The sequence below is a fragment of the Streptomyces sp. CNP082 genome (assembly GCF_059570535.1).
This window is the reverse complement of the sequence record NZ_JCANSZ010000023.1, coordinates 31,439-53,325: the sequence shown is the minus strand read 5'-3', so window position 1 is coordinate 53,325 and position 21,887 is coordinate 31,439. Positions and strand designations below refer to the sequence as shown.

Here is a 21,887-nt window from a genome sequence, read left to right as displayed (position 1 = left end):
GACCGCCCGCGTCACATGTAGTCCTCCAGCCGGGCCACCGTGAAGCCCTGCCGCTGGACCTCCCGTACCAGCTCCGCCAGCACGTCCGTCATCGTCCGGCCGCCCTGCTGCTCCGGCCCCCGGAAGTGCGCCAGCACGATGTCGCCGGGGCGCAGCCGGCCGCCGCTGCGGTACTCCAGGCCGCTCGCCTTCATCTCCGCCCGCCACAGCGGCATCGCGCGCACGCCGCACGACGCGGCGGCCCTGAGCGTCGCCGCGTCGTACGCGCCGTAGGGCGGCCGGAAGAGCGTCGGGCGGACCCCGAAGGTCTCCGCGACGCGGGCCTGCTGGCGGCAGATCTGGCGGCGCTGCTCGGCATACGGCAGGGACGTGAGGTCGGGGTGGGTGAGGGTGTGGCCGTGGACGGAGTTGCCGAGGCGCCGCAGTTCCTCGAAGTAGCCGTAGTCCCCGCCGGCCGCGGAGTCGGAGAGGAACATGCTGAACGGCAGCCCCAGATCCGCCGCCATCCGGATCAGTTCGGGGTCCTTCGCCCAGCCGTCGTCGATCGTGAGGAAGACGACCTTGTCCCGCGTCGGCACCCGGCCCGTCACGGCCGGCAGCCCGGAGTCCGCCGGCTGCACGGGGCGGCTCGCGGGGGGCGCGGGCGGCGGGTCGAGGGGGCGGTCGAGGCCCCAGTGCCGGTACGCCGTGGGATCGGCGGCGCGGGCTGAATCCTCGCCGGCCTCGCCGGTCCCGCCCGCCTCGCCGCGTTTGGCGTCCCCGCCCGGCAGCGCGCGCGGCGTACGGCCCGCGTGCCGCGCGTCCGGACTCCCCTCCGCGGGCTCGCCTCTGCTCTCCGGAAACCACTCCTCCGTCGGCCGGGCCGCGTCCGCGCAGGCGGTGAGCGCCAGCAGACAGAGGGCGGCTATCGCGGCGGCCGACGACCGCCGCCCGGAGCGGCGGGTGCGCCTCATACGTACTCCTCCAAGCGAGCAACGGCGAAGCCCTCGTCGTTCGCCTTACGGAGCACCGTACGGAGGACGTCGGCCATCGTGCCGCCGAATTCGGAAGGTCCTTCGAAGTGGGTGAGCACGATATCGCCGGGGTGGAACGCGGTGTCGCCCCGGGAGTACGTCCAGCGGCCGGGGAACGCCTCCTGCTGCCACAGCGGCACGAGTTCGATGCCGCAGTCCCGCGCGGCGCGCAGGGTGTCGCCGTTGTAGTTGCCGTACGGCGGGCGGAAGATCCGCGGTGCGGCGCCCATCTCGCGCTTCAGGACGCGCTGTTGGCCGCAGATCTCCTCGCGCTGGGAGGCGTAGGGCAGTTCGCGGAGGTCGGGGTGGTGGAGGGTGTGGTTGTTGACGGTGGTGCCGAGGTCGCGGAGGGCGCGGAAGTAGGCGTAGCCGTCGCTCGCGACCTCGTCGGCGAGGAACGCGCTGACGGGCACGTCGAGTTCGCGCAGCATGCGCAGCAGCTCGGGGTCCTTGCGGTAGCCGTCGTCGATGGTCAGGAAGACCACCCGGTCGTCGGTCGGGACCCGGGTGATGACCGGCGGCAGGCCGGGGCCGCCGCCGGCCGTCTCGTAGCCGGGTTCGGTGGCGAGCGCGGGTTTGGTGCGCGGCGGGGCGGGCGGCAGCAGCGGGGCCGCGTCCAGGCCCCAGGCGCGGGCGGCGGCGAGCCGCCGGGCATGGAGGCGCCGCTGGTGCTGCGCGGTGCGGGCGAGCGCGCGGGCGGGTGCGGCGGCGGGGGCGCCGGCGAGGGCGGGCTTGGCGTCCTGGGCGCCCTCGGTGAGGGGGCGGGGGTGGCCGGCGGGGCCGGAGGAGCAGGCGGAGGTGAGGGAGGCGAGGAGGGCGGTGGTGACGGCCAGGGTGAGGAAGCCCGTGTGGGGCAGAGCTCGTGGGGTCATTTTGCCCTTTTGTCGTATTAGTTAGTGACGCCCGCATCCTCACCGGCACGGACCCGGGTGTCATGCCGCCACGCCGTACGGGCCCCCGCATGGCGGATGCGGGCAGGCCGTCCGGCCGGGTCGCGGGAGGCCGGACACCGCGGGCCGCCGGTCCGGCGGGAGGAGCCGCCCGGGCGTACGCCTCGGGCACGGCGGGAAGGCGGGCGCGGCGGCGCTGCGGCGAACTGCGCTGCGGGCCACGGCCGGGCCTCCGCCCCGGCGGCCCGCGCAGGTACGGCGCCACCCAGCCTCTGCCGCGCCTGCTTCGACGGCGAGTACGGCGGCCTGCGCGGGCAGGCGTCACCGGTCGCGGACAATGGGCGCATGCACGGCCCCGACGCCTCCGCTGGCTCCCTCGCCGGTCTCCTCACCCCCGAGGGGCAGACCCTCCTCGACGAGCTGCGCGACCACGACCCCGCCGACGAGCTGGCCCTCGCCACCCGGCTGCGCCGCACCCACCCCGCCCCGCTGGTCTCCGCCGCGCTCGGCCAGGCCCGGCTGCGGCAGCGGGCGGCGGCGAAGTTCGGGGCGGACGCGGAGCGGATGTACTTCACCCCCGACGGCGTCGAGCAGGCGACCCGTACCGCGGTGGCAGCGCACCGCGCGGCCCGGTTCGCGGCGCTCGGCGTCACCCGGATCGCCGATCTGTGCTGCGGCGTCGGCGGCGACGCGGTGGCGCTGGCGCGGGCCGGGATCGCGGTGCTCGCCGTCGACCGGGATCCGGCGACGGCCGCCGCCGCGCGGGCCAACGCGGCGGCGCTGGGGCTCGCGGAGCTGGTCGACGTGCGGTGCGCGGAGGTGGGGGAGGTGGACATCTCGGAGTACGACGCGGTGTTCATCGACCCGGCGCGCCGGGTCGTGGGGGGTGCCCCGGCCCGCCGGGGCGGAGGGGGTGCCCCGGCGGGCCGGGGCGGCGGACCGGGCGGGGGCGGGCGGGGGCGTGTCTTCGACCCCGAGGCGTACTCCCCGCCGCTGTCCTGGGCCGTCGAGGTCGCCCGCCGCGTCTCGCACGCGGCGCTGAAGGTCGCCCCCGGCATCCCGCACGAGGCGGTGCCGGACGACGCCGAGGCGGAGTGGGTCTCCGACGGCGGCGACGTGAAGGAGGCCGTGCTCTGGTTCGGCACCGTTCCCGACGCGGTCTCCCTCGACGCGGTCTCCCCTGACGCCGTCTCCCTTGACGCGGTCTCCTCCGGCGCCGTCTCCCCCGGCGCCCGTCGCGCGACCATCCTGCCCGCCGGCGTCACCCTCACCGGCCGCGGTCTGCCCGACCCGGTGGCAGGACCCGTCGGCCGCTATCTGTACGAGCCGGACGGCGCCGTCGTCCGCGCCCACCTCGTCGCCGAGGTGGCGGCGCAGGTCGGCGGCCGGCTGCTGGACCCGACCATCGCGTACGTCGCGGCCGACGGCCTGGTGCCGACCCCGTACGCCACCGCGTACGAGATCACCGACTCGCTCCCCTTCAGCGTCAAGAAGCTCCGCGCCCTGCTGCGCGAACGCGGCGTCGGCAGCGTCACCGTCAAGAAGCGCGGCTCCGCCGTCGAGCCCGAGGAGCTGCGGCGCATGCTGAAGCTCAGCGGTCCGCCTGCGGCGTCCTGCACCGTCTTCCTGACCCGGGTCGCGGGCGCCCCTACGGTGCTGCTGGGTCGTCCGGCCCCAGCGACGTGAACCGCCAGCGGTGCACGGGCCGCGCCAGCAGGCCGGCGTCCGGATCCGGGAGTTCCGGCATGCCGGGCTCACTGTTGCCGCAGCCCGCATCCCACCAGGTGATGACCAGCACCCGGTCCCCCGGCGCGCGGAACGTCTCGCGCCGCAGCGGCTGCCTGGGCAGGCGCTGCGCCCGCGCCCACGCCAGCAGTTCGTCGCCGCGCCCGGCCGCGGCCTTGGCCTCCCACATCAGCGCGATGACGGTCACCAGTAGAGGTTGTCCTTCGCCAGCTCGTGCACGTGGTCGTGGCCGTGGTCATCGCCCGGTACGTGCGTCTGCGTGACCGGCAGCGACGAGTCCGCCGACAGCTCCCAGTCCGACGCCGCCCGCCCCCGCGCCACCATCTCCGCGCCCAGCGCCGCGACCATCGCCCCGTTGTCCGTGCACAGCTTCGGCCGCGGCACCCGCAGCACGATCCCCGCGTCCTCGCAGCGCCGCTCCGCCATCGCCCGCAGCCGCGAGTTCGCCGCCACACCGCCGCCGATCATCAGGTGGCCGACGCCGCTGTCCCGGCAGGCCCGTACCGCCTTGCGCGTCAGCACGTCCGCCACCGACTCCTGGAACGACGCCGCCACATCTGCCACCGGCACCTCCTCCCCCGCCGCGCGCCTGGCCTCCACCCAGCGGGCGACGGAGGTCTTCAGGCCGGAGAAGGAGAAGTCGTACAGCGGGTCGCGCGGCCCCGTCAGGCCGCGGGGGAAGCGGATCGCGGCCGGGTCGCCCTCGCGCGCGGCCTTGTCGATGAACGGGCCGCCGGGAAAGCCGAGCCCGAGCACCCGGGCGACCTTGTCGAACGCCTCGCCCGCCGCGTCGTCGATGGTCGCGCCGAGGGGGCGGACGTCGGAGGTGATGTCGGCGGACAGCAGTATCGAGGAGTGCCCGCCGGAGACCAGCAGGGCCATCGTCGGCTCGGGCAGCGCGCCGTTCTCGAGCTGGTCGACGGCGATGTGCGAGGCGAGGTGGTTGACGCCGTAGAGCGGCTTGCCCAGCGCGTACGCGTACGCCTTGGCCGCCGACACCCCGACCAGCAGCGCGCCCGAGAGCCCCGGCCCCGCCGTCACCGCGACCGCGTCCAGGTCGGGGGCGGTGACCCCGGCGTCGCGCAGCGCCCGCTCGATCGTCGGCACCATCGCCTCCAGGTGCGCCCGGCTCGCCACCTCGGGCACCACGCCGCCGAAGCGGGCGTGCGCGTCCACGCTGGAGGCGACGGCGTCGGCGAGCAGCGTGTGCCCGCGGACGATCCCGACACCGGTCTCGTCGCAGGACGTCTCGATGCCGAGCACCAGGGGTTCGTCTGCCATGGGGGGCATCACTCTTTCTCGGTACGGGTCTCGCTACGGCGCATGACGAGCGCGTCGACGTTTCCGGGCTGGTAGTAGCCGCGCCTGACGCCGATCACGGCGAAGCCGTGGCGCTCGTAGAGGCGCTGGGCGCGCTCGTTGTCGACGCGCACCTCCAGCAGCACCTCGCGGCAGCCGAAGCGGCGGGCGGCGGCGAGCAGCGCCTGGAGCAGGCGCGGGCCGAGGCCGGTGCCCCAGTGGTCGCGGGCGGCGGCGATGGTCTGGATGTCGCCGGTGCCGTCGAGGGCGGCGAGGCCGCCGTAGCCGACGACGCGGCCGTCGGCGTCCTCGGCGACGAGGTACGCGCGGGTGGCGCCGGGGCCGCGGGCGTGGGCCAGCTCGGACCAGAACATGGCCGGGGACCAGGCGTCTTCGGGGAAGGTGTCCCGTTCGAGGGCGAGCACGGGGTCGATGTCCCACCACCGCATCTCCCGCAGGGCGACAGCGGTCATCTGCGGGGGTCGCTCTCGTACGGGGCCGGGCGTGCGGTCATCGCGGGGTGACCGCCTTGTACGCGGCCGGGACCTGCGCGTCCGGCCGGCGCAGGTACAGCGGGCGGGGCGGCAGCAGCTCGGCGCCCGCCGCGAGCCGCTCGGCGGCCAGCGCCGCGAGGGCGGCGGCGTGCGGGTGCGCCGGGGGGCGGGCGTCGGGGAACGCCTCGGGGTACAGCCCGGCCCCGGCCCCGGCGGCGGGCAGCCCGGCGATCTGCTCGGCGAGGTCGGCGGGCCGGTCGACGGCGGGGTCGGTGCGGCGGGTGCGGGCGTCGGCGTAGCGCGCCCAGTACACCTCTTTGCGCCGGGCGTCGGTGGCCACGACGAACGGGCCGTCGATACCGTCGTCGCCTGCGCCCGCGCCCGCGCCGCCGTCGCGGCCGGCGGCGTAGGCGATGCCGTCGAGCGTGCAGACCCCGTACACGGGGATGCCGAGCGTCATGCCGAGGACCTCCGCGGTCACCAGCCCCACCCGCAGCCCGGTGTACGGGCCGGGCCCGACGCCGACGACGACGCCGGTCAGCTCCCCCAGCTCCCGCCCCGCCGCGCCCAGCACCCGGTGGACGGCGGGCAGCAGCAGCTCGCCGTGGCGCCGGGCGTCGACCTGGTGCGACGCGGCGAGCGCGGGCGCCGCGGGGTCGCCGTCGTGGAGTGCGACGGTGACGGCGGGGGTGGCGGTATCCATGGCGAGCAGCACGCTCTCCAGCGTAGTCGGGCGCCGGGGGTGCCCGGAGCCGTCCGCCGGGGCGGTGACGGCGGCTGCGGCGGGGCCGGGGCGGCGCGGCGGCGGGTGCTACCGTCGGGCGGAGCAGACGGGGGGCGGGCAGGGCAGGCCGGCACGGGCAAGCCAGGTGCCGGCTTCGGCAGCGCGGCCGTACGGCCGCCGTACCGGAAGGGGCGTACCGCGTGGCAGGCAGCGGGAAATTCGTGGCCGGGCTGACGGCCGCCGCCCTGGGCGTGGTCGCGTTCCTCGCCTACCAGGCCAACGCCAACGCCCCCGACTCCCTCGCCCGCAACCGGCCGGGCGTCGCCAGCCCCGAGCCGTCCAAGGCGAAAGAGAAGAAGCTTGAGCTGCCCGCCCGCTCGGGCTCCGGGCTGCGGGTGGTGTACGCGCTGAAGGACCGGCGCGTGTGGCTCGTCGGCGAGGACAACTCGGTGCTGCGGACGTACAAGGTGACGCCGAGCACCGTCGACCCGCCGGTCGGCACGTACGCCGTGACCTCGCGGTCGCGGCAGATCACCGGCTCGGACGGGGTGCCGGTCGAGCACGTGGTGATCTTCACGGAGGCCGAGGGCACGGTCATAGGGTTCAGCGCCGCGGTCGACGGCTCGCGGCCGGACCCGGACGCGGCGGAGAAGACGGGCGGTGTGCGCTCGTCGCGGGTGGACGGCAAGGCGCTGTGGCGCTTCGCGACGGTGGGCGTCGAGGTCGTGGTAGTGAATTGACTTGCGCCTCGGGGTTGAAGCCCGAGGTTCCGGCCTTCTCGATCGTTGCTGTGCCGCTACGCGGCACGGGATTCGGTCGGGAATCCGTGGCTTCCTGTTTCTTCGCGCTGTGCCGGGATTGCTCCTGGTCTTACCGGCGCTCCGCAGGCCGATGCCGCCAGTCCGGCGGCCGTCTTCACGTTGATCGCGGCGTTGATGTCCCGGTCGTGGACGGTGCCGCAGGCGGTACAGGTCCATTCCCGGACGTTCAGGGGTTTGGGGCCGTCCACGGCGCCGCAGGTGGAGCAGGTCTGGGAGGTCGGCTCGAACCGGCCGATCCTGACCAGTGTGCGGCCGTACCGCTCTGCTTTGTACTCCAGCATGCTGATGAACGATGACCATCCGGCGTCGTGCACGGACTTGGCCAGCTTCGTGCGGGCCAGTCCCGCCACCGACAGGTCCTCCACCGCGATCCCTTGGTTCTCGGAGATCAGCTTCGTGGAGAGCTGGTGGTGGAACTCGCGGCGTGCGTCGGTGACCTCGGCGNGGCCGCGGGCGACCTTGAGGCGGGCGTGGGCGCGGTTCTTGCTCCCCTTCTGCTTGCGGGACAGCTCCCGCTGGGCCTTCTTCAGCTTCTTCTCCGCGCGCCGAAGGAAGCGCGGGGAGGCGAAGAAGCGCGGTGTCCGGCTCCGCCGAACCTGAACCCGCGACGCTCCACGTCGCCACCATCAGATTCGCTTCATCACCGGCCTGAAGGCCGATGCACCACGAATGAATTCCGGTAGCGGGGATCCGCCGCCGGATCCCCGCCGCTCCGTTTTCCGTTCCCCCGTTCCCGCGTTCTTACGCTCCTACAGCCCCGCGGCCTCGGCGATCAGCGAGACCTGCGCCAGGTCCGGGTTGCAGGGGAACAGCACCAGCTCGTCGCAGCCCGCGTCCGCGAACGCGGCCTTCGCGGCGGCGATCGCCTTCGGCGACGTCAGCGCCCCCGCGACGATCTTCTCGGCGAAGTCGCCGAGGAACCCGTAGTAGTCCAGCAGGTAGCTGCGGGCGTGCTCCTCGGCGTCCTCGCCGAGGCTCGCGTACGCCAGCGCCGCCACCCGCGGCTCGCCCTCCCGGCCCGCCTCGCGCCACGCAGCCCTGGCCTTTCCGGCGCCCGCGGCCAGTTGCTCGGGCGACCCGCCGCCGAGGATCCACCCGGCGCCGTACTCCGCGAGCCGCCGGAACGTGGCGGGCGCCTCGCCGCCGAAGAGGATCGGCGGCCCGCCGGCCTGCACCGGCGCCGGGCCGACGGGGTGGGCCCGGCCGCGGGCGTCCTGGCTCCACACCGCGCGCATCTCGGCGAGCTGGTCGTCGAAGATCCGGCCCCGCTCGGTGAACGGCACGCCCGTCGCCTCGTAGTCGTCCTGCCGCCCGCCGACCGCGGCGCCGACGGTGAGCCGGCCGCCGGAGAGCACGTCGACGGAGGCGAGCTGCTTGGCGAGCAGGGCGCCGTTGCCGCGGTACGGCCCTATGAGGATGGTCGTCGCCAGGCCGATCCGCTCGGTGACGGCCGCGGCGGCGGCGAGGACGGGGATCGTTTCGAGGTTGCCGTAGACGACGCGGTCGATGGTGCCCAGGGTCGAGAACCCTGCCTGTTCTGCCGCGGTGGCCCACGCGGGGATCAGCTTGCCGGGGATGCCGGGGAGGGTGGAGGGAAGTCCGATGCCGATGTCCATCCGCGCAGCCTAGATGTCCCCGGGTGGGGCGGATGGGGCGGGTCTGGGAGCGCCTAGCTACGCGGCGTGTCGCTCCGCGGCGGCGGTGCTGCCCGCCGCCTTTCCCGGCTCCTCCGGCTCTCCCGGTTCCCTCGGCTCCCCCGGCTCCTCCGCCCGGCGTTCGGGGGCGGGCGGCGTCGAGACCGCCTCGGCCGCCGCGCAGGCGGCGAGCAGCTCGGCGACCCCGACGGCGGGGCGCTGCTCGTCTTGCTCAGATGCCATACACCCATGGGACCACGCCCGCCTACCTGGGGCAATGCTATGCCGACAGCACGTCGGCATCTTCGTCGGAACGTACAGCACTGCTGTTCAGGCGCGGGTGAGCGCGGCCAGCGCGCCGTGTGCCCAGCGCTCGCCGACGCCGGTGACGGTGACGTGCCGTACGTCTGCCTCCGCAGCGCCCATCTCGTCGGCCGTCTCCTCGGCCATCTCCCCCGCCGCCTCCGCCGGTTCGGCGGCACCGCCCGTCCTGCGCTCGATGACGACGTGCAGCCGGTCCTCGGCCAGTTCCTCGACCTTGCCCTCGCCCCACTCCACGACCACGACCGACTCGGGCAGCGACACGTCGAGATCCAGGTCCTCCATCTCCTCCAGACCGCCGCCCAGCCGGTAGGCGTCGACGTGGACGAGCGGCGGCCCGCCGGAGACGGACGGGTGCACGCGCGCGATGACGAACGTCGGCGACGTCACCGCCCCCCGCACCCCGAGCCCGGCGCCCAGCCCGCGCGCGAGCGTCGTCTTGCCCGCGCCCAGCGCCCCGGTGAGGAGCACGAGGTCACCGGCGCGCAGCAGGGCGGCCAGCCGGCGGCCCAGGTCCTGCATCTGCTCGGGCGACTCGACGGTCAACTGCACGGCGGTGGTGGTCGCGGCGGCGCTCATGGGACTGGATGTTAGAGGGTCCGGCGCGACGTGCCGCGCGGGCGCCGTACGGGCCCGCCCCCCGGCTCCGCCCCGGCCGCGGACTCCCGCCCGGCCCCCGGCTTCATCGCGGTCCCTGGCTTCGGCGCGGCCCCCGGTTTCGGCGCGGCCCCCGGCTTCGGCGCGGCTCCCGGCTTCGCCCTGTCCCCCGGCCGGATCCGCACGCCCGCGCGGGCGAGCAGCGTGGCCAGCGCGTCGTTCACGCGGTCGGGGCGTTCCAGGAGCGCGAGGTGCCCGGCGTTCTCGATGACGTCGAACGCGGCGTCGGGAAGCCGCGCGGCGATCCGCTCGCTGTGCGCCGGGGGCGTGACCATGTCGCGGTCGCCGACGAGGACGAGCCCGGGGAGGTCGCGGAAGAGCGCCAGCGCCTCATCCTTCTCGTGCGCGGCGAACGCCGGGTAGAACTCGGCGACCACGTCTATCGGCGTGCTCTCCAGCAGCCGCTCCGCGAAGCGCGCGACGCCCGGGTCGACGCCCTCGGTGCCGAACGAGTAGTGCTTGATGATCCCGGCGAAGAGGTCGGCCGTCGCCTGCCGGCCGCGCTCGGCCAGCTCGGCGCGGCTGCCGAGGGCCCTCAGGACGCCGGGCACGAAGTGCCGTACGGCCCAGGCTCCGGCGGCGGGCAGACCGAACGTCACGCGGCCGAGGTCGCCCGCGGAGGTGCCGAGGAACGCGACGCCGGCGACCCGGTCCCGTACGAGATCGGGGAACTGGTCGGCGAGGGCCATGACCGTCATGCCGCCCATCGAGTGCCCGGCGAGGAGCAGCGGGCCCTCGGGGGCGGCGGCGTCGAGGACGGCCTTGAGGTCGCGGCCGAGCTGCTCGATGGTGACCGGTTCGTCGCCGGCGAGCTGGGAGATGCCGCGGGCGGAGCGGCCGTGGCTGCGCTGGTCCCAGTAGACGGTGCGGACCCGGCCGCGCAGGGCGGCGCGCTGGAAGTGCCAGGAGTCCTGGGTGAGGCAGTAGCCGTGGGTGAAGACGACGGTGAGGGGTGCGGGGTCGCGGCGGGCGGCGAAGCGGCGGCGCCGGCGGCGGGGGGCGGTGGCGTTCTCGGGGGCGGTGCCGTCGGGGGGCGCGGCCGGGAAGTCGCCGGCCTCCTCGACCTCGTAGTACAGCTCGGTGCCGTCGTCCGCGACGGCGGTGCCGGGGGTGCCGCGGAGGGTGCCGTACGGGCCGGCCACGTCGAGGGCCTGCCGGGCCCGGCGGCGTACGTCGCGGCCCATCGCGAGGCGCTCCACCGCCACGCCTGCGGCGGCCCCGGCGGCGAGGACGCCGATGGCGGCACCGGCGATCCCGGCGCGCCGGCCGGCCCGGGCCCAGCCGCCGGAGGCGGGGGTGGGGGCGGGGAGGGGGTCAGCCATGGCGGGACCCGGGGCGGGGGGCGGCGCCGGGAGGGCGCGTCGGCTGCGGGGCGCCCGCAGCCGTGCCGGGGTGTGTGCCCGTACCCGCGCTCGGGCTCGCGTCCGTGCTCGCGCCGGCGTCCTCGTCCGTGCTCGCGCCCGCGGCCGTATCCGTGCTCGTGCCCGTATCCGTGTCGGTGTCCATGAGGGTGGCATCCCCCGCCCCGCCCACGTACACGCGCGGAACGCGGGGTCCGATCCGCGCGACGATCTCGTACCCGATCGTGCCCGCCGCCCGCGCCCAGTCCTCCGCCGTGGGCTCGCCGTCGTCCCCCGCCCCGAACAGCACCGCCTCCTCGCCCACCGCCGCCGCGTCTCCGCCGAGGTCCACGACGAACTGGTCCATCGCGACCCGCCCCGCGACCGTCCGCCACTTCCCGGCGGCCAGCACGGGCCCCGTCCCCGACGCGTGCCGCGGGATGCCGTCCGCGTAGCCCAGCGGGACGAGGGCCAGGGTGGTGCGGCCCGGGGTGACGTAGTGGTGCCCGTACGAGATGCCCAGGCCGGCCGGCGCCTCCTTGACCTGCGCCAGCGGCGCCTTGAGCGCCATCACCGGCCGCAGCCCGAAGTCCGCGGACGCGCCGACCTCGGGGCTCGGCGACAGCCCGTAGGACGCGATCCCGGGCCGTACGAGGTCGAAGTGGGCCTCGGGGAGGGTGAGCGTGGCCGGGGAGTTCGCCAGGTGCCGCACCTCGGGGCGCAGCCCCGCGCGGTCGGCGACGGCGAGGGCGTCGTGGAAGGCGTCGAGCTGACGGCGGACGGAGGGGTGGCCGGGCTCGTCGGCGCAGGCGAAGTGCGACCAGACGCCGGTGACGTCGATGAGCCCCTCGGCCTCGGCGGCGCGGGCGGCGGCGGCGAGACCGGGCCAGTCGGCGGCGAGGCAGCCGTTGCGCCCGAGGCCGGTGTCGGCCTTGAGCTGCACGCGCGCGGGACGCCCGGCGGCGCGGGCGGCGGGCAGGAGTTCGCGCAGCGCCCACACGCCGCTGACGGCGATGTCGAGATCCGCCTCGACGGCCTGACGCCACGGCCCGCCGGGCGTCCACAGCCAGCACAGAATCCGCCCCTGATCACCGGCAGCCCGCAGGTGCAGCGCCTCGTCCGGCGTGGCGGCCCCGAGCCACTCGGCACCGGCGGCCCGCGCGGCACGGGCGAGGGGCAGCATGCCGTGTCCGTACGCGTCGGCCTTGACGACGGCCATGAACTGCGCGCGGCTGGCGATGCCGCGCAGGGCGCGGATGTTGGCGCCGTACGCGGTGAGGTCGATCTCCGCGCGGGCGCGGAAGGGGGTGTCGGTCATCGGTGCCAGTGTCGCATTCCCCCCTGACGCCTGCGGCTGGGCGACGGGGGCTGCGGCGTCGGGCACGGGGTTGCTGACGCCTGCGGCCCGGCGGCGTTACGCGTCGCGGACGTCGCGCCAGACCGCGGGGAGGGCGTCGGGGAGTTCGTGGGCGGTGACCGGGGCGCCGGCGGCGAGGGTGCGGGCGGCGAGGCCGTGGAGGTACGCGCCGACGGAGGCGGCGTCGCGGGCGGCGAGGCCGGCGGCGAGGAGCGAGCCGGTGAGCCCGGAGAGCACGTCGCCGCTGCCGGCGGTGGCGAGCCAGGGGGTGCCGGTGGGGTTGAGCCGCACCGGGGTGCGTGCGCCCCCGCGCGCCGGATCCGCACCCGCGCCGGGCGCACCACCGCCCTCCGCGCCCTCCGCGCCCCCGGGGTCCCCGGGGTCCGGCTCCGGCTCCGGCTCCGGGTCGGCGATCAGGGTGGTGGAGCCCTTGAGCAGGGTGGTCGCCCCGTACGCGGCGGCCAGCGACCGTACGGCGGCGAGCCGGCCCGCCTCCACCTCCGCCCGGTCCACGCCCAGCAGCGCGGCGGCCTCCCCCGCGTGCGGGGTGAGCAGCGTCGGCGCGGAGCGGCGCCGTACCCGTACCCGGTCCAGCAGCCGCAGGCCGTCGGCGTCCACCAGCACCGGCACGTCGGTGGCGAGCACCTGCGCCACCACCTCCTCCGCACCCGGCCCGTCCCCAAGACCCGGCCCGACGACCCACGCCTGGACCCGGCCCGCCTTCGCCGGCGGCCCGGCGTGCACCAGGGTCTCCGGATACCGCGCGATGACCGCCCGCGCCGCGGGCCCCACGTACCGCACGGCCCCCGCCCCGCCGCGCAGCGCCCCGCCGACGGCGAGGACGGCGGCCCCGGGGTAGCGCTCGGAACCGGCGACGACGCCGACGACGCCGCGCCGGTACTTGTCGCTCTCGGCGGTCGGATGCGGCAGCAGCGCGGCGACGTCGGCGTGCTGCAGGGCTTCCAGCTCGGGCACGGCGGGCAGGTACGGGCCGAGCCCGATGTCGACGAGCCGCAGCGCGCCGGCACGCTCGGCGGCGGGGTCGACGAGGAGACCGGGTTTGTACGTACCGAAGGTCACGGTGGCGTCGGCGGTGACGGCGTCGCCCCGTACCTCGCCGGTGTCGGCCTCGACGCCGCTGGGGAGGTCGACGGCGAGCACGGGGGCGCGGGAGTCGCGGACGAGGTGCATGAGCGCGGCGGCGGAGGGCCGGAGGCCGCCGGAGCCGCCGATGCCGACGATGCCGTCGAGGACGAGGTCGACGCGTTCGAACACGCGGCGCAGCGGAACCTCCGCGTCGGCCCCCTCCTCCGCGGGCACGACCTCCTCCGCGGGCACGACCCACCCCCCGGCAGCCCACAGGGCGGCGAGCCCGCCCTCGTGCGCCCGCTCCGGGCTGAGCAGCACCGCCGTCACCCGTGCCCCGCGCCGCGCCAGCCGGGCCCCGGCGTACAGCGCGTCCCCGCCGTTGTCCCCGCTGCCCACGAGCAGCACCACCCGCCGCCCGTACACCCGCCCCAGCAACCCGGCCGCCGCGGCGGCCAGCCCCGCCGCAGCCCGCTGCATCAGCGCGCCCTCGGGCAACTCCGCCATGAGCGCCGCCTCAGCACGACGCACCGTCTCCACCCCGTACGCGCTCCTCATCCCCCCATCCTCCCTGCCCCCCGCGCGGACCGCAGCCGGGGGTACGGAACGCACGCGGCGCGCTCAGCGCCGGGCGACCGCCAGCAGGTGCGAGGCCGCCGCCAGCAGCTCCGGATACCCGTCGGCCAGCCGCGCCGCGCGCAGCGCGGCGGCGAACGCGGGGTGGTCCGCCGGCAACGGCCGCCCCGTGTGCTGCTCGACGGCCTTGAGCTGCGCCCACCCCGGCCCCTCCACCCCGTACACGGTCACCTCGCCCAGCCCTGCCGCGCGCATCTCGTCCGCCAGCCCCGCCGCCGTGTGGAAGTACGCGGCCGTGAAGCCCTTGCGACCGGGGTCGTGGCGGCCGGTGGTCAGGATGTCGCGGACGGCGTCGTGGACGCGGTCCCCGGTGAGCAGCGTGGTCGCGGTGTGCTCGAAGACGGAGGCGTACCGGCCGATCGCCGCGGCGGCGACGAGGCCCCCGGGGCGGGTGACGCGCCGCGCCTCGGCGAGGGCGAGGTCGCGGTCGTCGCGCTCCAAGAGGTGCGAGGCACCATGACGGAAGCGCGGGGGTGCCGTGACGGCGCGCCCCGCCGACCCACGCCGGCCCGGCGGCGTTACGCCCCCACCCGCTACCCTGCCGCGCATGAGCGGAATCGTCGGGGTCGGCATCGATGTCGCCGAGGTGGGGCGGTTCGGGGCCGCGTTGGAGCGGACGCCGGAGTTGGCCGATCGGCTGTTCCTGCCCGCCGAGCAGGTGCTGCCCGACGGGGAGCGGCGGGGGGTGGCTTCGCTGGCGGTGCGGTTTGCGGCGAAGGAGGCGCTGGCCAAGGCGCTGGGGGCGCCGCCCGGGCTGCACTGGCACGACGCCGAGGTGTGCGTCCACGACAACGGGCGGCCCCATCTGCGCGTGCGCGGCACCGTTGCCGCGCGCGCCGCCGAGCTGGGGGTGCGCAGTTGGCACGTGTCGCTGAGTCACGACGCCGGCATCGCCTCCGCCGTCGTCATCGCCGAGGGGTGAGCGGCGGCCGACCCCGGACTACCTGCCCCACGCCATCCGCTCCACCGCCTCCTGGACGAGGTCCAGGTACTCCACCTCCTCGCAGCGCGGCTTGCTGCCCATGCGGTACAGGTCCAGCGACTCGACCAGGTCCTCCCCCAGGTCCTCGTCCGGCAGCTCCGCCGCGAGGTCGCCCCGGACCCGGCCCGCGAACTCCTCCCGGGTGTTCCGGGCCCGCCGGCGCCGTGCGCCGGCCGCGGCGAGCTGCTTGCGTCTCTCGTGCCACACGGCATGCAGTACGGACATCTCGTCCCCCAAGAATCGAATACGCATGCGGACCATAGCCTTCCGGCCGCTCCGGGCCTAGGGGTAGGCCGGACCCCGCCCGCGCGCCCCCGCCCGCGCGCCCCCGCCCGCGCGCCCCCGCCCGCGCGGCTCCCATCGCCCCCGCGCACAATGGCCCCGTGGCCTCGCCGATGAGCACGCACAGCCCCTCCCCCTACGTCGACCTCTCCCGCGCCGAGTGGAGCGCCCTGCGCGACCGGACGCCGCTGCCGCTGTCCGCGGAGGAGGTCGAGCGGCTGCGCGGCCTCGGCGACGTGATCGACCTGGACGAGGTACGGGACGTCTATCTGCCCCTCTCCCGCCTGCTCAACCTCTACGTCGGCGCCACCCACGGCCTGCGGCGCGCCGTCAACACCTTCCTCGGCGGCTCCGGCGGCACCGCGGGACCGCACGCCGGCACGCCGTTCGTCATCGGGCTCGCCGGCAGCGTGGCCGTCGGCAAGTCGACCGTCGCGCGGCTGCTGCAGGCGCTGCTCGCGCGCTGGCCCGAGCACCCGCGCGTGGAGCTGGTCACCACCGACGGGTTCCTGCTGCCCAACGCCGAGCTGGCGGCCCGCGGGCTGATGGCGCGCAAGGGTTTCCCCGAGTCGTACGACCGGCGCGCGCTGACCCGCTTCGTCGCCGACGTGAAGTCCGGGCGGGACGAGGTCACCGCGCCCGTCTACTCCCACCTCACATACGACATCGTCCCCGGCGAGCGGCTGAAGGTGCAGCGCCCGGACATACTCATCGTCGAGGGCCTGAACGTGCTCCAGCCCGCGCTCCCCGGCCACGACGGCCGCACCCGCGTCGCGCTCGCCGACTTCTTCGACTTCAGCGTGTACGTGGACGCGCGCATCGAGGACATCGCACGCTGGTACGCCGAACGGTTCCGCAAGCTGCGCGAGACGGCCTTCCAGAACCCCCTGTCGTACTTCCGCCGCTACGCGGAGGTGCCGGAGGCCGAGGCGATGGCGTACGGCGAACGCAACTGGCACACGATCAACGAGCCCAACCTGCGCCAGAACATCGCCCCGACCCGCGGCCGGGCCACCCTCATCCTGCGCAAGGGCCCGGACCACAAGGTCCAGCGGCTGTCCCTGCGCAAGCTGTAGCACGCGCGCTACACCACCGCACCCCGCCGGTGTCGCGGAGTAACCGCGGTACTCACGGCACTCGGCGCCAGGTCCGACGACGCTCGATTCCGGGAGCACCCGAAGCTGCGCGCCGGCGACACGCTCGGCGAACGGCACGACGCACGCGGCGGTGGTCTCGTCGTACCCCGCGCACAACGAGCACGGGAACGCTGACCGACGCCGGCCGGTCCACCACAGCCGAGTCGTTGCCGCCCGGGTGAATTCCGGATCTCCTGCGCAACTCTCCCGGAACGGCGTGGAATCACTGTTTCCGGCGGTGGGCTGCAGTCGTCAGTCATGTGCCCTGCAGGCGCCCCCGCGTTTCCTTCCACTGCCACCGGAGAGGTCATGAGATTTTCCACGCGTGGGCGTGCGCCCGGCGCAGCGCTTCTCCTGACGGCGTTCGGCATGCTCACCGCGGCCGTACCTGCCGCCCCGGTCACCACCGGCCCCCATCCGACGCCCCAGCCCATGACCGCCGCCGACCCCGACGCCTTCTCCCTTCGGTGGGAGGGTGACCGGCGCACGCAGGCCCGGCAGTTGAGGAGGGAAATGAACCCGCGCGGCGCCCGGATCCCGGTGGGATCCATGCTGCACGCGGCCAACCGCCAGGCTGAAACGGAGGGCGAAGGCCGTTGCCGCGACAAGGCCACGACCGACAACGGCGCTCTGATCGGGGCGCACGCGGTCGCCTACTACTGCCTGAATCACCGGGACACCGTCAGCAAGCGGTGGACCCCACAGGGGGTGAGCGGGACGGAGGACGCGCGGCCCGGAGCCGGCACGGTGGACGGGCACAAGGCCCTCGTCTTCTCCTGGCACTCGGGCCCGGTGGGACATGACGGGACGGGAACCCGGCTGAGCTTCCTCGACCGCACCACGAACACATACATCCATGTCCTGCTCGTGCGTCCGAACAGCGCCGGGACCGATTACAGCGACGTGAACACCCACGCGGGAGGCATCGTCTGGTACCGGCACTACCTCTTCGTCGCCGGTCCCAGAAGCGGCGTGCGTGTCTTTGACACCGACAACCTCCTGCGGCTGGCGCAGAACCGGAAAGGGAACGTCAGCCCCGACTGCCCGACCGGGCGTCACCATGGCGAATACTGCGGGCGCGGCTACCACTACCTGCTGCCCGAGATCGGCCGGTGGCACAACCAGAGGGCCGGCACCCGCTATGACTCCATGTCTCTGGAGCGGGCCCCCGGACGGAACCCTGCCTTCCTGACCAGTGAGTACCGGACGACCAGCGTCGGCCGGGTGGCCCGCTGGGCGAACAGCGCAATGACCCGATTCCAGGGCACGATCCAGCCGTTCAGGGCCTGGCATCAGCCCGTCCGCTACGTTCAGGGCGCCTTTTCGCGTCGTTGCTACTACTTCCACACGGGCGGAGACAACAGCCCCAACCGCGACCTGGTCCGGGCCAACTCGACGGGCCACAGGACGCTGGCGTCGCAGCGCGGCGGCTGGGGGCTCCAGGATCCCTACTGGCTCCGCTCGGAGAATCAGCTGTGGACCCTCACCGAATATCCGGGCGCCCACCAGCGATTCATCTACGGGGTGAACAGGCCGGCCTGCCCCTGACACCTCGTCATCGCCGAAGTGCCCCAGGGCCCACCCGGAGTACGGGCTCCCGCTAGCCTCCACCCATGCTGCACCTGCGGATCCAGTGCCCCGCCGCCCGTACCGAAGAGGTCGTCGGGCTCATGCACAAGACCGTCGGCACCGCCCACCTCGCCGTGCTCCGCGGCGCCTCCCTCGACCCCGCGGGCGACATCGTGCTGTGCGACGTCGCCCGCGAGGCCGCCGACAAACTGCTGCAGGAACTGCGCGTGCGCGGGCTGTGCGACGAGGGGGCGGTCAGCGTCGACCAGGTCGGCCTGACGCTCTCCAGCCGCGCCGACCGGGCGGAGGAGGCCGCGCCTGGTGAGGCGGCGGACGCGGTGGTGTGGGAGTCGCTGGTCGAGGAGACGCAGGAGGAGTCGGCGCTGTCGCTCACGTACCTCGCCATGCTCGGCGTCGCCACGCTGCTCGCCGCGTGCGGGGTGATGATCGACAGCGCGATCCTCATCGTCGGGGCGATGGCGGTGGGGCCGGAGTTCGGGCCGGTGGCGGGGCTGTGCGTGGCGCTGGTGCAGCGGCGGTCGCGGCTGGCGGCGCGGTCGCTGGCGGCGCTGCTGGCGGGGTTCGCGGTGGCGATGGCGCTGGCGGTGGGGTTCAGCGTGGTGATGGATGCCTTCGGGCTGTTCACGAAGGCGGATCTGGACGCGGCACGGCCGCAGACGGGGTTCATCTGGGCGCCGGACTGGTTCTCGTTCATCGTGGCCCTGCTGGCGGGCACCGCGGGGACGCTGTCGCTGACGTCGTCGAAGTCGGGGGCGCTGGTGGGCGTCGCCATCTCGGTGACGACGGTGCCGGCGGCGGCCAACGCGGCGATCGCGCTCAGCTACGGGCAGGGGGACCAGGCCCGCGGGTCGTCGGAGCAGTTGCTGCTCAACCTGCTGGGCATCGTCGTGGCCGGGACGCTGACGCTGCTGGCGCAGAAGGTGTACTGGGCCTGGCACACGGAGCAGACGCTCGGCCAGCACGTCCGGCAGAAGCGGGTCGCGCAGCGCACGCACCGGCGGCTGTGAGGGCCGTACGCCCTGCGAAACCGGGGGCCTGGACGGCCGTACGCGGCCGGCGGCTCACGCCCGTACGCCGCGCGAAGCCGGCGGCTTGGACGGCCGTACGAAGCCGGCGCCCCGGCCCCGTACCGCGTACGGCAACCGCCTCAGCCCAGCGCCGACTTCACCACGTCGGCCAGCCGCCCCGCCACCGACCGGGCCTGGTCGGTGTCGGCGGCCTCGACCATGACCCGCACCACCGGCTCCGTACCGGACGGGCGCAGCAGCACCCGCCCCGTGGCGCCCAGCTCCCGCTCCGCCTCCTGCACCGCCTGGCGCAGCTCCGGGGAGCTGTCGACCCGGGACTTGTCGACGTCCCGCACGTTGATCAGCACCTGCGGCAGCCGCTCCATCACCGCCGCCAGCTCCGCCAGCGGCCGGCCGCTGGCGGCCACCCGGGAGGCGAGCAGCAGGCCGGTCAGCGTGCCGTCGCCGGTGGTGGCGTGGTCGAGGACGATGACGTGGCCGGACTGCTCGCCGCCGAGCGCGTAGCCGCCGCGCTTCATCTCCTCCAGCACGTAGCGGTCGCCGACGGCGGTCTGGATCAGCTCCACGCCCTCGCGCTCCAGCGCGAGCTTGAAGCCGAGGTTGGACATGACGGTGGCGACGACGGTGTTCCGGCGCAGCCGGCCGGCCTCGCGCAGGCCGAGGGCGAGGACGGCGAGGATCTGGTCGCCGTCGATCTCCCGTCCGTCGGCGTCCACCGCGAGGCAGCGGTCGGCGTCGCCGTCGTGGGCGATGCCGAGGTCGGCGCCGTGTTCGACGACGGCGGCGCGGAGCGGGTCGAGGTGGGTGGAGCCGTAGCCGTCGTTGATGTTGAGGCCGGTGGGGTCGGTGCCGATGGAGACGACGTCGGCGCCGGCCCGCTGGAACGCCTCCGGGGAGACGCGGGCGGCGGCACCGTGGGCGCCGTCCACGACGACCTTGAGCCCGTCGAGACGGTGCGGGAGTACGTCCAGCAGGTGGCCGACGTAGCGGTCGAAGCCCTGCTCGTAGCCCTGGACGCGGCCGACACCGGCGCCCGTCGGGCGCTCCCACGGCTCGCCGCGCTCGTGCTTGTGGTAGAGCGCCTCGATCTCGTCTTCCAGCTCGTCGGAGAGCTTGTGGCCGCCGCGGGCGATGAACTTCACGCCGTTGTCGGGCATGGGGTTGTGGCTGGCGGAGAGCATCACGCCGAGGTCGGCGTCGAGCGCGCCGGTGAGGTACGCGACCGCGGGGGTCGGCAGCACGCCGACGTGCAGCACGTCCACGCCCGCGCTGGCCAGCCCGGCGATGACAGCCGCTTCCAGGAACTCTCCGGACGCCCGCGGATCGCGTCCGACCACCGCCTTCGGGCGCTGGCCGGCCGGCTTGGCGGCGTCGGTGATGGCGAGCACGTGTGCTGCCGCCACCGACAGCCCGAGGGCCATCTCCGCGGTGAGGTCCGCGTTGGCGACGCCGCGCACGCCATCGGTGCCGAAGAGTCGTCCCACTGATCTCCTCCGAGTGCTCCCGAGTGCTCAAACCTGAACGAATACGTTCGACTTACGTTCGACTACGGACCGTTAAAAGTCCCTACGTGACCATACCCGTCGACCGTATGCCGACCATACAAGCGCGCCCCGGCGCCCTCCCGGATCTCTCTCCGGGGGCCGCCGGGGCTGAGCACAGTAGCAGTACGATGATCAGCGCTTGCTGTACTGCGTTCCCTTACGGGCCTTCTTCAGACCGGCCTTCTTCCGCTCGACCGCACGGTCGTCACGGGTCAGGAAGCCGGCCTTCTTCAGCGGGCCGCGGTTGTTGTCCGCGTCCGCCTCGTTGAGCGCACGGGCCACGCCCAGGCGCAGCGCGCCGGCCTGGCCGGAGATGCCGCCGCCGGCGATGCGGGCGACGACGTCGTAACGGTCGTCGAGCTCCAGCACCTTGAAGGGCTCGTTGACTTCCTGCTGGTGCACCTTGTTGGGGAAGTAGCCCTCCAGGGTGCGGCCGTTGATCTTCCACTTGCCGGTGCCGGGAACGATGCGCACCCGGGCGATGGCGTTCTTGCGCCGGCCGGTGCCCGCAGCCGGCTGCGGGTCGCCGAAGCGCGCCGCGACGGACTCGGTGGTGTAGTCCTCGGCGGGCGTCTCGGTGGTGTACTCCTCGACGTCCTCGACGGGCGCCTCAGCGGTGGTCTCAGCCACGATTCTCCTCAGCTTCTCTGTCTCTAGGGGTGTGGCCGGGACTACTGCGCGACCTGGGTGATCTCGTACGGGACCGGCTGCTGAGCGGCGTGCGGGTGCTCGGCACCGCGGTACACCTTCAGCTTGCTGAGCATCTGACGGCCCAGGGTGTTCTTCGGCAGCATGCCGCGGACGGCCTTCTCGACGGCTTTCTCCGGGTTCTTGTCCAGCAGCTCGTCGTAGCGGACGGAGCGGAGACCGCCGGGGTAGCCGGAGTGGCGGTAGGCCAGCTTCTGGGTCCGCTTGTTGCCGGAGAGGTGCACCTTGTCGGCGTTGATGATGATGACGAAGTCACCAGCGTCGACGTGAGGCGCGTACACCGGCTTGTGCTTGCCACGCAGCAACTGGGCGACCTGGGAGGCCAGGCGGCCCAGAACGACGTCGGTGGCGTCGATGACGTGCCACTGACGCTGGACGTCGCCGGGCTTGGGGCTGTACGTACGCACGGTCGTAGCCTTCGCTTCTTCAGTGGGTGTTCTCTGACAAGGTCACCCGGAGATCACGGCAGCAAGAGACCGCGCCGGCGACGCAAACCGACGGCTGATCGCTGAATCAATCGTCCTGGTGGACCAGGCGTAACGGCCTCACGCGTGAGAACGAGCAGCCAATACGCACAACAATCCAGCAGAATACCGGGC

General features: G+C 74.6%; 22 protein-coding genes and 2 pseudogenes. 6 read left to right on the top strand and 18 right to left on the bottom strand.

What is annotated here, in order from left to right:
• Positions 1-11 precede the first annotated feature (11 nt).
• Both B124_RS19435 and B124_RS19430 read right to left on the bottom strand, forming a co-directional pair.
• Positions 12-953: a polysaccharide deacetylase family protein gene (locus tag B124_RS19435; RefSeq protein WP_496504142.1), complete on the bottom strand. Its 942-nt coding sequence runs from the start codon at positions 951-953 to the stop codon at positions 12-14.
• Positions 950-1,885, bottom strand: a complete 936-nt coding sequence (locus B124_RS19430; RefSeq protein ID WP_496504141.1) for a polysaccharide deacetylase family protein — start codon at positions 1,883-1,885, stop codon at positions 950-952. The genes B124_RS19435 and B124_RS19430 overlap by 4 nt, the downstream gene beginning before the upstream one ends.
• A 363-nt stretch (positions 1,886-2,248) precedes the next feature.
• On the opposite strand from B124_RS19430, the gene B124_RS19425 reads away from it, so the two are divergent.
• The gene (locus B124_RS19425; protein ID WP_496504140.1) at positions 2,249-3,589 is read left to right on the top strand and encodes a class I SAM-dependent methyltransferase; all 1,341 of its coding nucleotides are present in this window, start codon (positions 2,249-2,251) and stop codon (positions 3,587-3,589) included.
• Here B124_RS19425 and B124_RS19420 read toward each other — a convergent pair.
• From B124_RS19420 to tsaB, 4 genes are read right to left on the bottom strand one after another with little or no spacing between them, the layout of a single operon-like run.
• Positions 3,552-3,818, bottom strand: a complete 267-nt coding sequence (locus tag B124_RS19420) for a hypothetical protein (RefSeq protein WP_496504185.1) — start codon at positions 3,816-3,818, stop codon at positions 3,552-3,554. The genes B124_RS19425 and B124_RS19420 overlap by 38 nt on opposite strands.
• Before the next feature lie 14 nt (positions 3,819-3,832).
• Positions 3,833-4,930 carry a tRNA (adenosine(37)-N6)-threonylcarbamoyltransferase complex transferase subunit TsaD gene (tsaD, locus tag B124_RS19415; RefSeq protein WP_496504139.1) on the bottom strand — a complete coding sequence of 366 codons (1,098 nt, stop codon included), beginning with the start codon at positions 4,928-4,930 and terminating at the stop codon, positions 3,833-3,835.
• Positions 4,931-4,938: 8 nt separating this feature from the next.
• On the bottom strand, positions 4,939-5,421 hold the full coding sequence (rimI, locus tag B124_RS19410; protein ID WP_496504138.1) for a ribosomal protein S18-alanine N-acetyltransferase: 483 nt from the start codon (positions 5,419-5,421) through the stop codon (positions 4,939-4,941).
• A 37-nt stretch (positions 5,422-5,458) separates the two neighbouring features.
• Complete coding sequence (gene tsaB, locus B124_RS19405) at positions 5,459-6,145, bottom strand: tRNA (adenosine(37)-N6)-threonylcarbamoyltransferase complex dimerization subunit type 1 TsaB (RefSeq protein ID WP_496504184.1); 687 nt, start codon at positions 6,143-6,145, stop codon at positions 5,459-5,461.
• A 242-nt stretch (positions 6,146-6,387) separates the two neighbouring features.
• Between tsaB and B124_RS19400 the strand changes: the two genes are divergently transcribed.
• Positions 6,388-6,906 (top strand): hypothetical protein, encoded by a 519-nt coding sequence (locus B124_RS19400; protein WP_496504183.1) that lies wholly within the window; start codon positions 6,388-6,390, stop codon positions 6,904-6,906.
• A gap of 56 nt (positions 6,907-6,962) precedes the next feature.
• Here B124_RS19400 and B124_RS19395 read toward each other — a convergent pair.
• The 8 genes and pseudogenes from B124_RS19395 to B124_RS19360 form a co-directional block, all read right to left on the bottom strand.
• Positions 6,963-7,556 (bottom strand): annotated as a pseudogene (locus B124_RS19395) (RNA-guided endonuclease TnpB family protein); the annotation flags it as partial.
• A 180-nt stretch (positions 7,557-7,736) separates the two neighbouring features.
• Positions 7,737-8,603 carry an LLM class flavin-dependent oxidoreductase gene (locus tag B124_RS19390; protein ID WP_496504137.1) on the bottom strand — a complete coding sequence of 289 codons (867 nt, stop codon included), beginning with the start codon at positions 8,601-8,603 and terminating at the stop codon, positions 7,737-7,739.
• Positions 8,604-8,660: 57 nt separating this feature from the next.
• Positions 8,661-8,864, bottom strand: coding sequence for a hypothetical protein (locus B124_RS19385; protein ID WP_496504136.1), 204 nt, complete (start codon positions 8,862-8,864; stop codon positions 8,661-8,663).
• Positions 8,865-8,951: 87 nt separating this feature from the next.
• A complete protein-coding gene (tsaE, locus tag B124_RS19380; RefSeq protein WP_496504135.1) occupies positions 8,952-9,521 on the bottom strand; it encodes a tRNA (adenosine(37)-N6)-threonylcarbamoyltransferase complex ATPase subunit type 1 TsaE in 570 nt (189 codons plus the stop codon).
• 11 nt (positions 9,522-9,532) lie between these two features.
• Complete coding sequence (locus tag B124_RS19375; protein WP_496504134.1) at positions 9,533-10,921, bottom strand: alpha/beta fold hydrolase; 1,389 nt, start codon at positions 10,919-10,921, stop codon at positions 9,533-9,535.
• On the bottom strand, positions 10,914-12,257 hold the full coding sequence (gene alr / locus B124_RS19370) for an alanine racemase (protein ID WP_496504133.1): 1,344 nt from the start codon (positions 12,255-12,257) through the stop codon (positions 10,914-10,916). Before alr ends, B124_RS19375 begins: the two co-directional genes overlap by 8 nt.
• Before the next feature lie 96 nt (positions 12,258-12,353).
• Entirely contained in the window at positions 12,354-13,940 is a 1,587-nt protein-coding gene (locus B124_RS19365; protein ID WP_496504132.1) for an NAD(P)H-hydrate epimerase, read from the bottom strand.
• A 63-nt stretch (positions 13,941-14,003) separates the two neighbouring features.
• Positions 14,004-14,465: pseudogene (locus B124_RS19360) on the bottom strand (SAM-dependent methyltransferase); the annotation flags it as partial.
• Positions 14,466-14,565: 100 nt separating this feature from the next.
• Here B124_RS19360 and B124_RS19355 point away from each other — a divergent pair.
• Entirely contained in the window at positions 14,566-14,940 is a 375-nt protein-coding gene (locus tag B124_RS19355) for a holo-ACP synthase (protein WP_496504131.1), read from the top strand.
• A gap of 18 nt (positions 14,941-14,958) precedes the next feature.
• Here B124_RS19355 and B124_RS19350 read toward each other — a convergent pair whose 3' ends face one another.
• On the bottom strand, positions 14,959-15,225 hold the full coding sequence (locus tag B124_RS19350; protein WP_496504182.1) for a hypothetical protein: 267 nt from the start codon (positions 15,223-15,225) through the stop codon (positions 14,959-14,961).
• Between the two features lie 170 nt (positions 15,226-15,395).
• On the opposite strand from B124_RS19350, the gene coaA reads away from it, so the two are divergent.
• The 3 genes from coaA (at position 15,396) to B124_RS19335 (ending at position 19,015) form a co-directional block, all read left to right on the top strand.
• Positions 15,396-16,358 (top strand): type I pantothenate kinase, encoded by a 963-nt coding sequence (gene coaA, locus B124_RS19345; RefSeq protein WP_496504181.1) that lies wholly within the window; start codon positions 15,396-15,398, stop codon positions 16,356-16,358.
• A 369-nt stretch (positions 16,359-16,727) separates the two neighbouring features.
• Positions 16,728-17,966: a hypothetical protein gene (locus B124_RS19340; protein ID WP_496504130.1), complete on the top strand. Its 1,239-nt coding sequence runs from the start codon at positions 16,728-16,730 to the stop codon at positions 17,964-17,966.
• A 65-nt stretch (positions 17,967-18,031) separates the two neighbouring features.
• Positions 18,032-19,015, top strand: coding sequence for a DUF389 domain-containing protein (locus tag B124_RS19335; RefSeq protein WP_496504129.1), 984 nt, complete (start codon positions 18,032-18,034; stop codon positions 19,013-19,015).
• Between the two features lie 140 nt (positions 19,016-19,155).
• Here the strand turns inward: B124_RS19335 and glmM are convergent, their stop codons facing one another.
• The 3 genes from glmM to rplM all read right to left on the bottom strand — a co-directional run bounded on the left by glmM (position 19,156) and on the right by rplM (position 21,695).
• Positions 19,156-20,520 (bottom strand): phosphoglucosamine mutase, encoded by a 1,365-nt coding sequence (gene glmM, locus B124_RS19330; protein WP_496504128.1) that lies wholly within the window; start codon positions 20,518-20,520, stop codon positions 19,156-19,158.
• A 192-nt stretch (positions 20,521-20,712) separates the two neighbouring features.
• Positions 20,713-21,210, bottom strand: coding sequence for a 30S ribosomal protein S9 (gene rpsI / locus B124_RS19325; protein WP_496504127.1), 498 nt, complete (start codon positions 21,208-21,210; stop codon positions 20,713-20,715).
• A 41-nt stretch (positions 21,211-21,251) separates the two neighbouring features.
• Entirely contained in the window at positions 21,252-21,695 is a 444-nt protein-coding gene (gene rplM / locus B124_RS19320) for a 50S ribosomal protein L13 (protein ID WP_420308338.1), read from the bottom strand.
• Between the last annotated feature and the right edge of the window lie 192 nt (positions 21,696-21,887).

What these genes read in the sequence shown, in the direction of transcription:
- rimI (WP_496504138.1), bottom strand. Translation starts at nt 5,421, where the DNA reads ATGACCGCTGTCGCCCTGCGGGAGATGCGGTGGTGGGACATCGACCCC.
- tsaE (WP_496504135.1), bottom strand. Translation starts at nt 9,521, where the DNA reads ATGAGCGCCGCCGCGACCACCACCGCCGTGCAGTTGACCGTCGAGTCG.
- coaA (WP_496504181.1), top strand. Translation starts at nt 15,396, where the DNA reads ATGAGCACGCACAGCCCCTCCCCCTACGTCGACCTCTCCCGCGCCGAG.
- B124_RS19425 (WP_496504140.1), top strand. Translation starts at nt 2,249, where the DNA reads ATGCACGGCCCCGACGCCTCCGCTGGCTCCCTCGCCGGTCTCCTCACC.
- alr (WP_496504133.1), bottom strand. Translation starts at nt 12,257, where the DNA reads ATGACCGACACCCCCTTCCGCGCCCGCGCGGAGATCGACCTCACCGCG.
- B124_RS19375 (WP_496504134.1), bottom strand. Translation starts at nt 10,921, where the DNA reads ATGGCTGACCCCCTCCCCGCCCCCACCCCCGCCTCCGGCGGCTGGGCC.
- tsaD (WP_496504139.1), bottom strand. Translation starts at nt 4,930, where the DNA reads ATGGCAGACGAACCCCTGGTGCTCGGCATCGAGACGTCCTGCGACGAG.
- B124_RS19420 (WP_496504185.1), bottom strand. Translation starts at nt 3,818, where the DNA reads ATGTGGGAGGCCAAGGCCGCGGCCGGGCGCGGCGACGAACTGCTGGCG.
- B124_RS19365 (WP_496504132.1), bottom strand. Translation starts at nt 13,940, where the DNA reads ATGAGGAGCGCGTACGGGGTGGAGACGGTGCGTCGTGCTGAGGCGGCG.
- tsaB (WP_496504184.1), bottom strand. Translation starts at nt 6,145, where the DNA reads ATGGATACCGCCACCCCCGCCGTCACCGTCGCACTCCACGACGGCGAC.
- B124_RS19430 (WP_496504141.1), bottom strand. Translation starts at nt 1,885, where the DNA reads ATGACCCCACGAGCTCTGCCCCACACGGGCTTCCTCACCCTGGCCGTC.
- B124_RS19385 (WP_496504136.1), bottom strand. Translation starts at nt 8,864, where the DNA reads ATGGCATCTGAGCAAGACGAGCAGCGCCCCGCCGTCGGGGTCGCCGAG.
- B124_RS19435 (WP_496504142.1), bottom strand. Translation starts at nt 953, where the DNA reads ATGAGGCGCACCCGCCGCTCCGGGCGGCGGTCGTCGGCCGCCGCGATA.
- B124_RS19335 (WP_496504129.1), top strand. Translation starts at nt 18,032, where the DNA reads ATGCTGCACCTGCGGATCCAGTGCCCCGCCGCCCGTACCGAAGAGGTC.
- B124_RS19355 (WP_496504131.1), top strand. Translation starts at nt 14,566, where the DNA reads ATGAGCGGAATCGTCGGGGTCGGCATCGATGTCGCCGAGGTGGGGCGG.
- B124_RS19390 (WP_496504137.1), bottom strand. Translation starts at nt 8,603, where the DNA reads ATGGACATCGGCATCGGACTTCCCTCCACCCTCCCCGGCATCCCCGGC.
- B124_RS19350 (WP_496504182.1), bottom strand. Translation starts at nt 15,225, where the DNA reads ATGTCCGTACTGCATGCCGTGTGGCACGAGAGACGCAAGCAGCTCGCC.
- B124_RS19340 (WP_496504130.1), top strand. Translation starts at nt 16,728, where the DNA reads ATGAGATTTTCCACGCGTGGGCGTGCGCCCGGCGCAGCGCTTCTCCTG.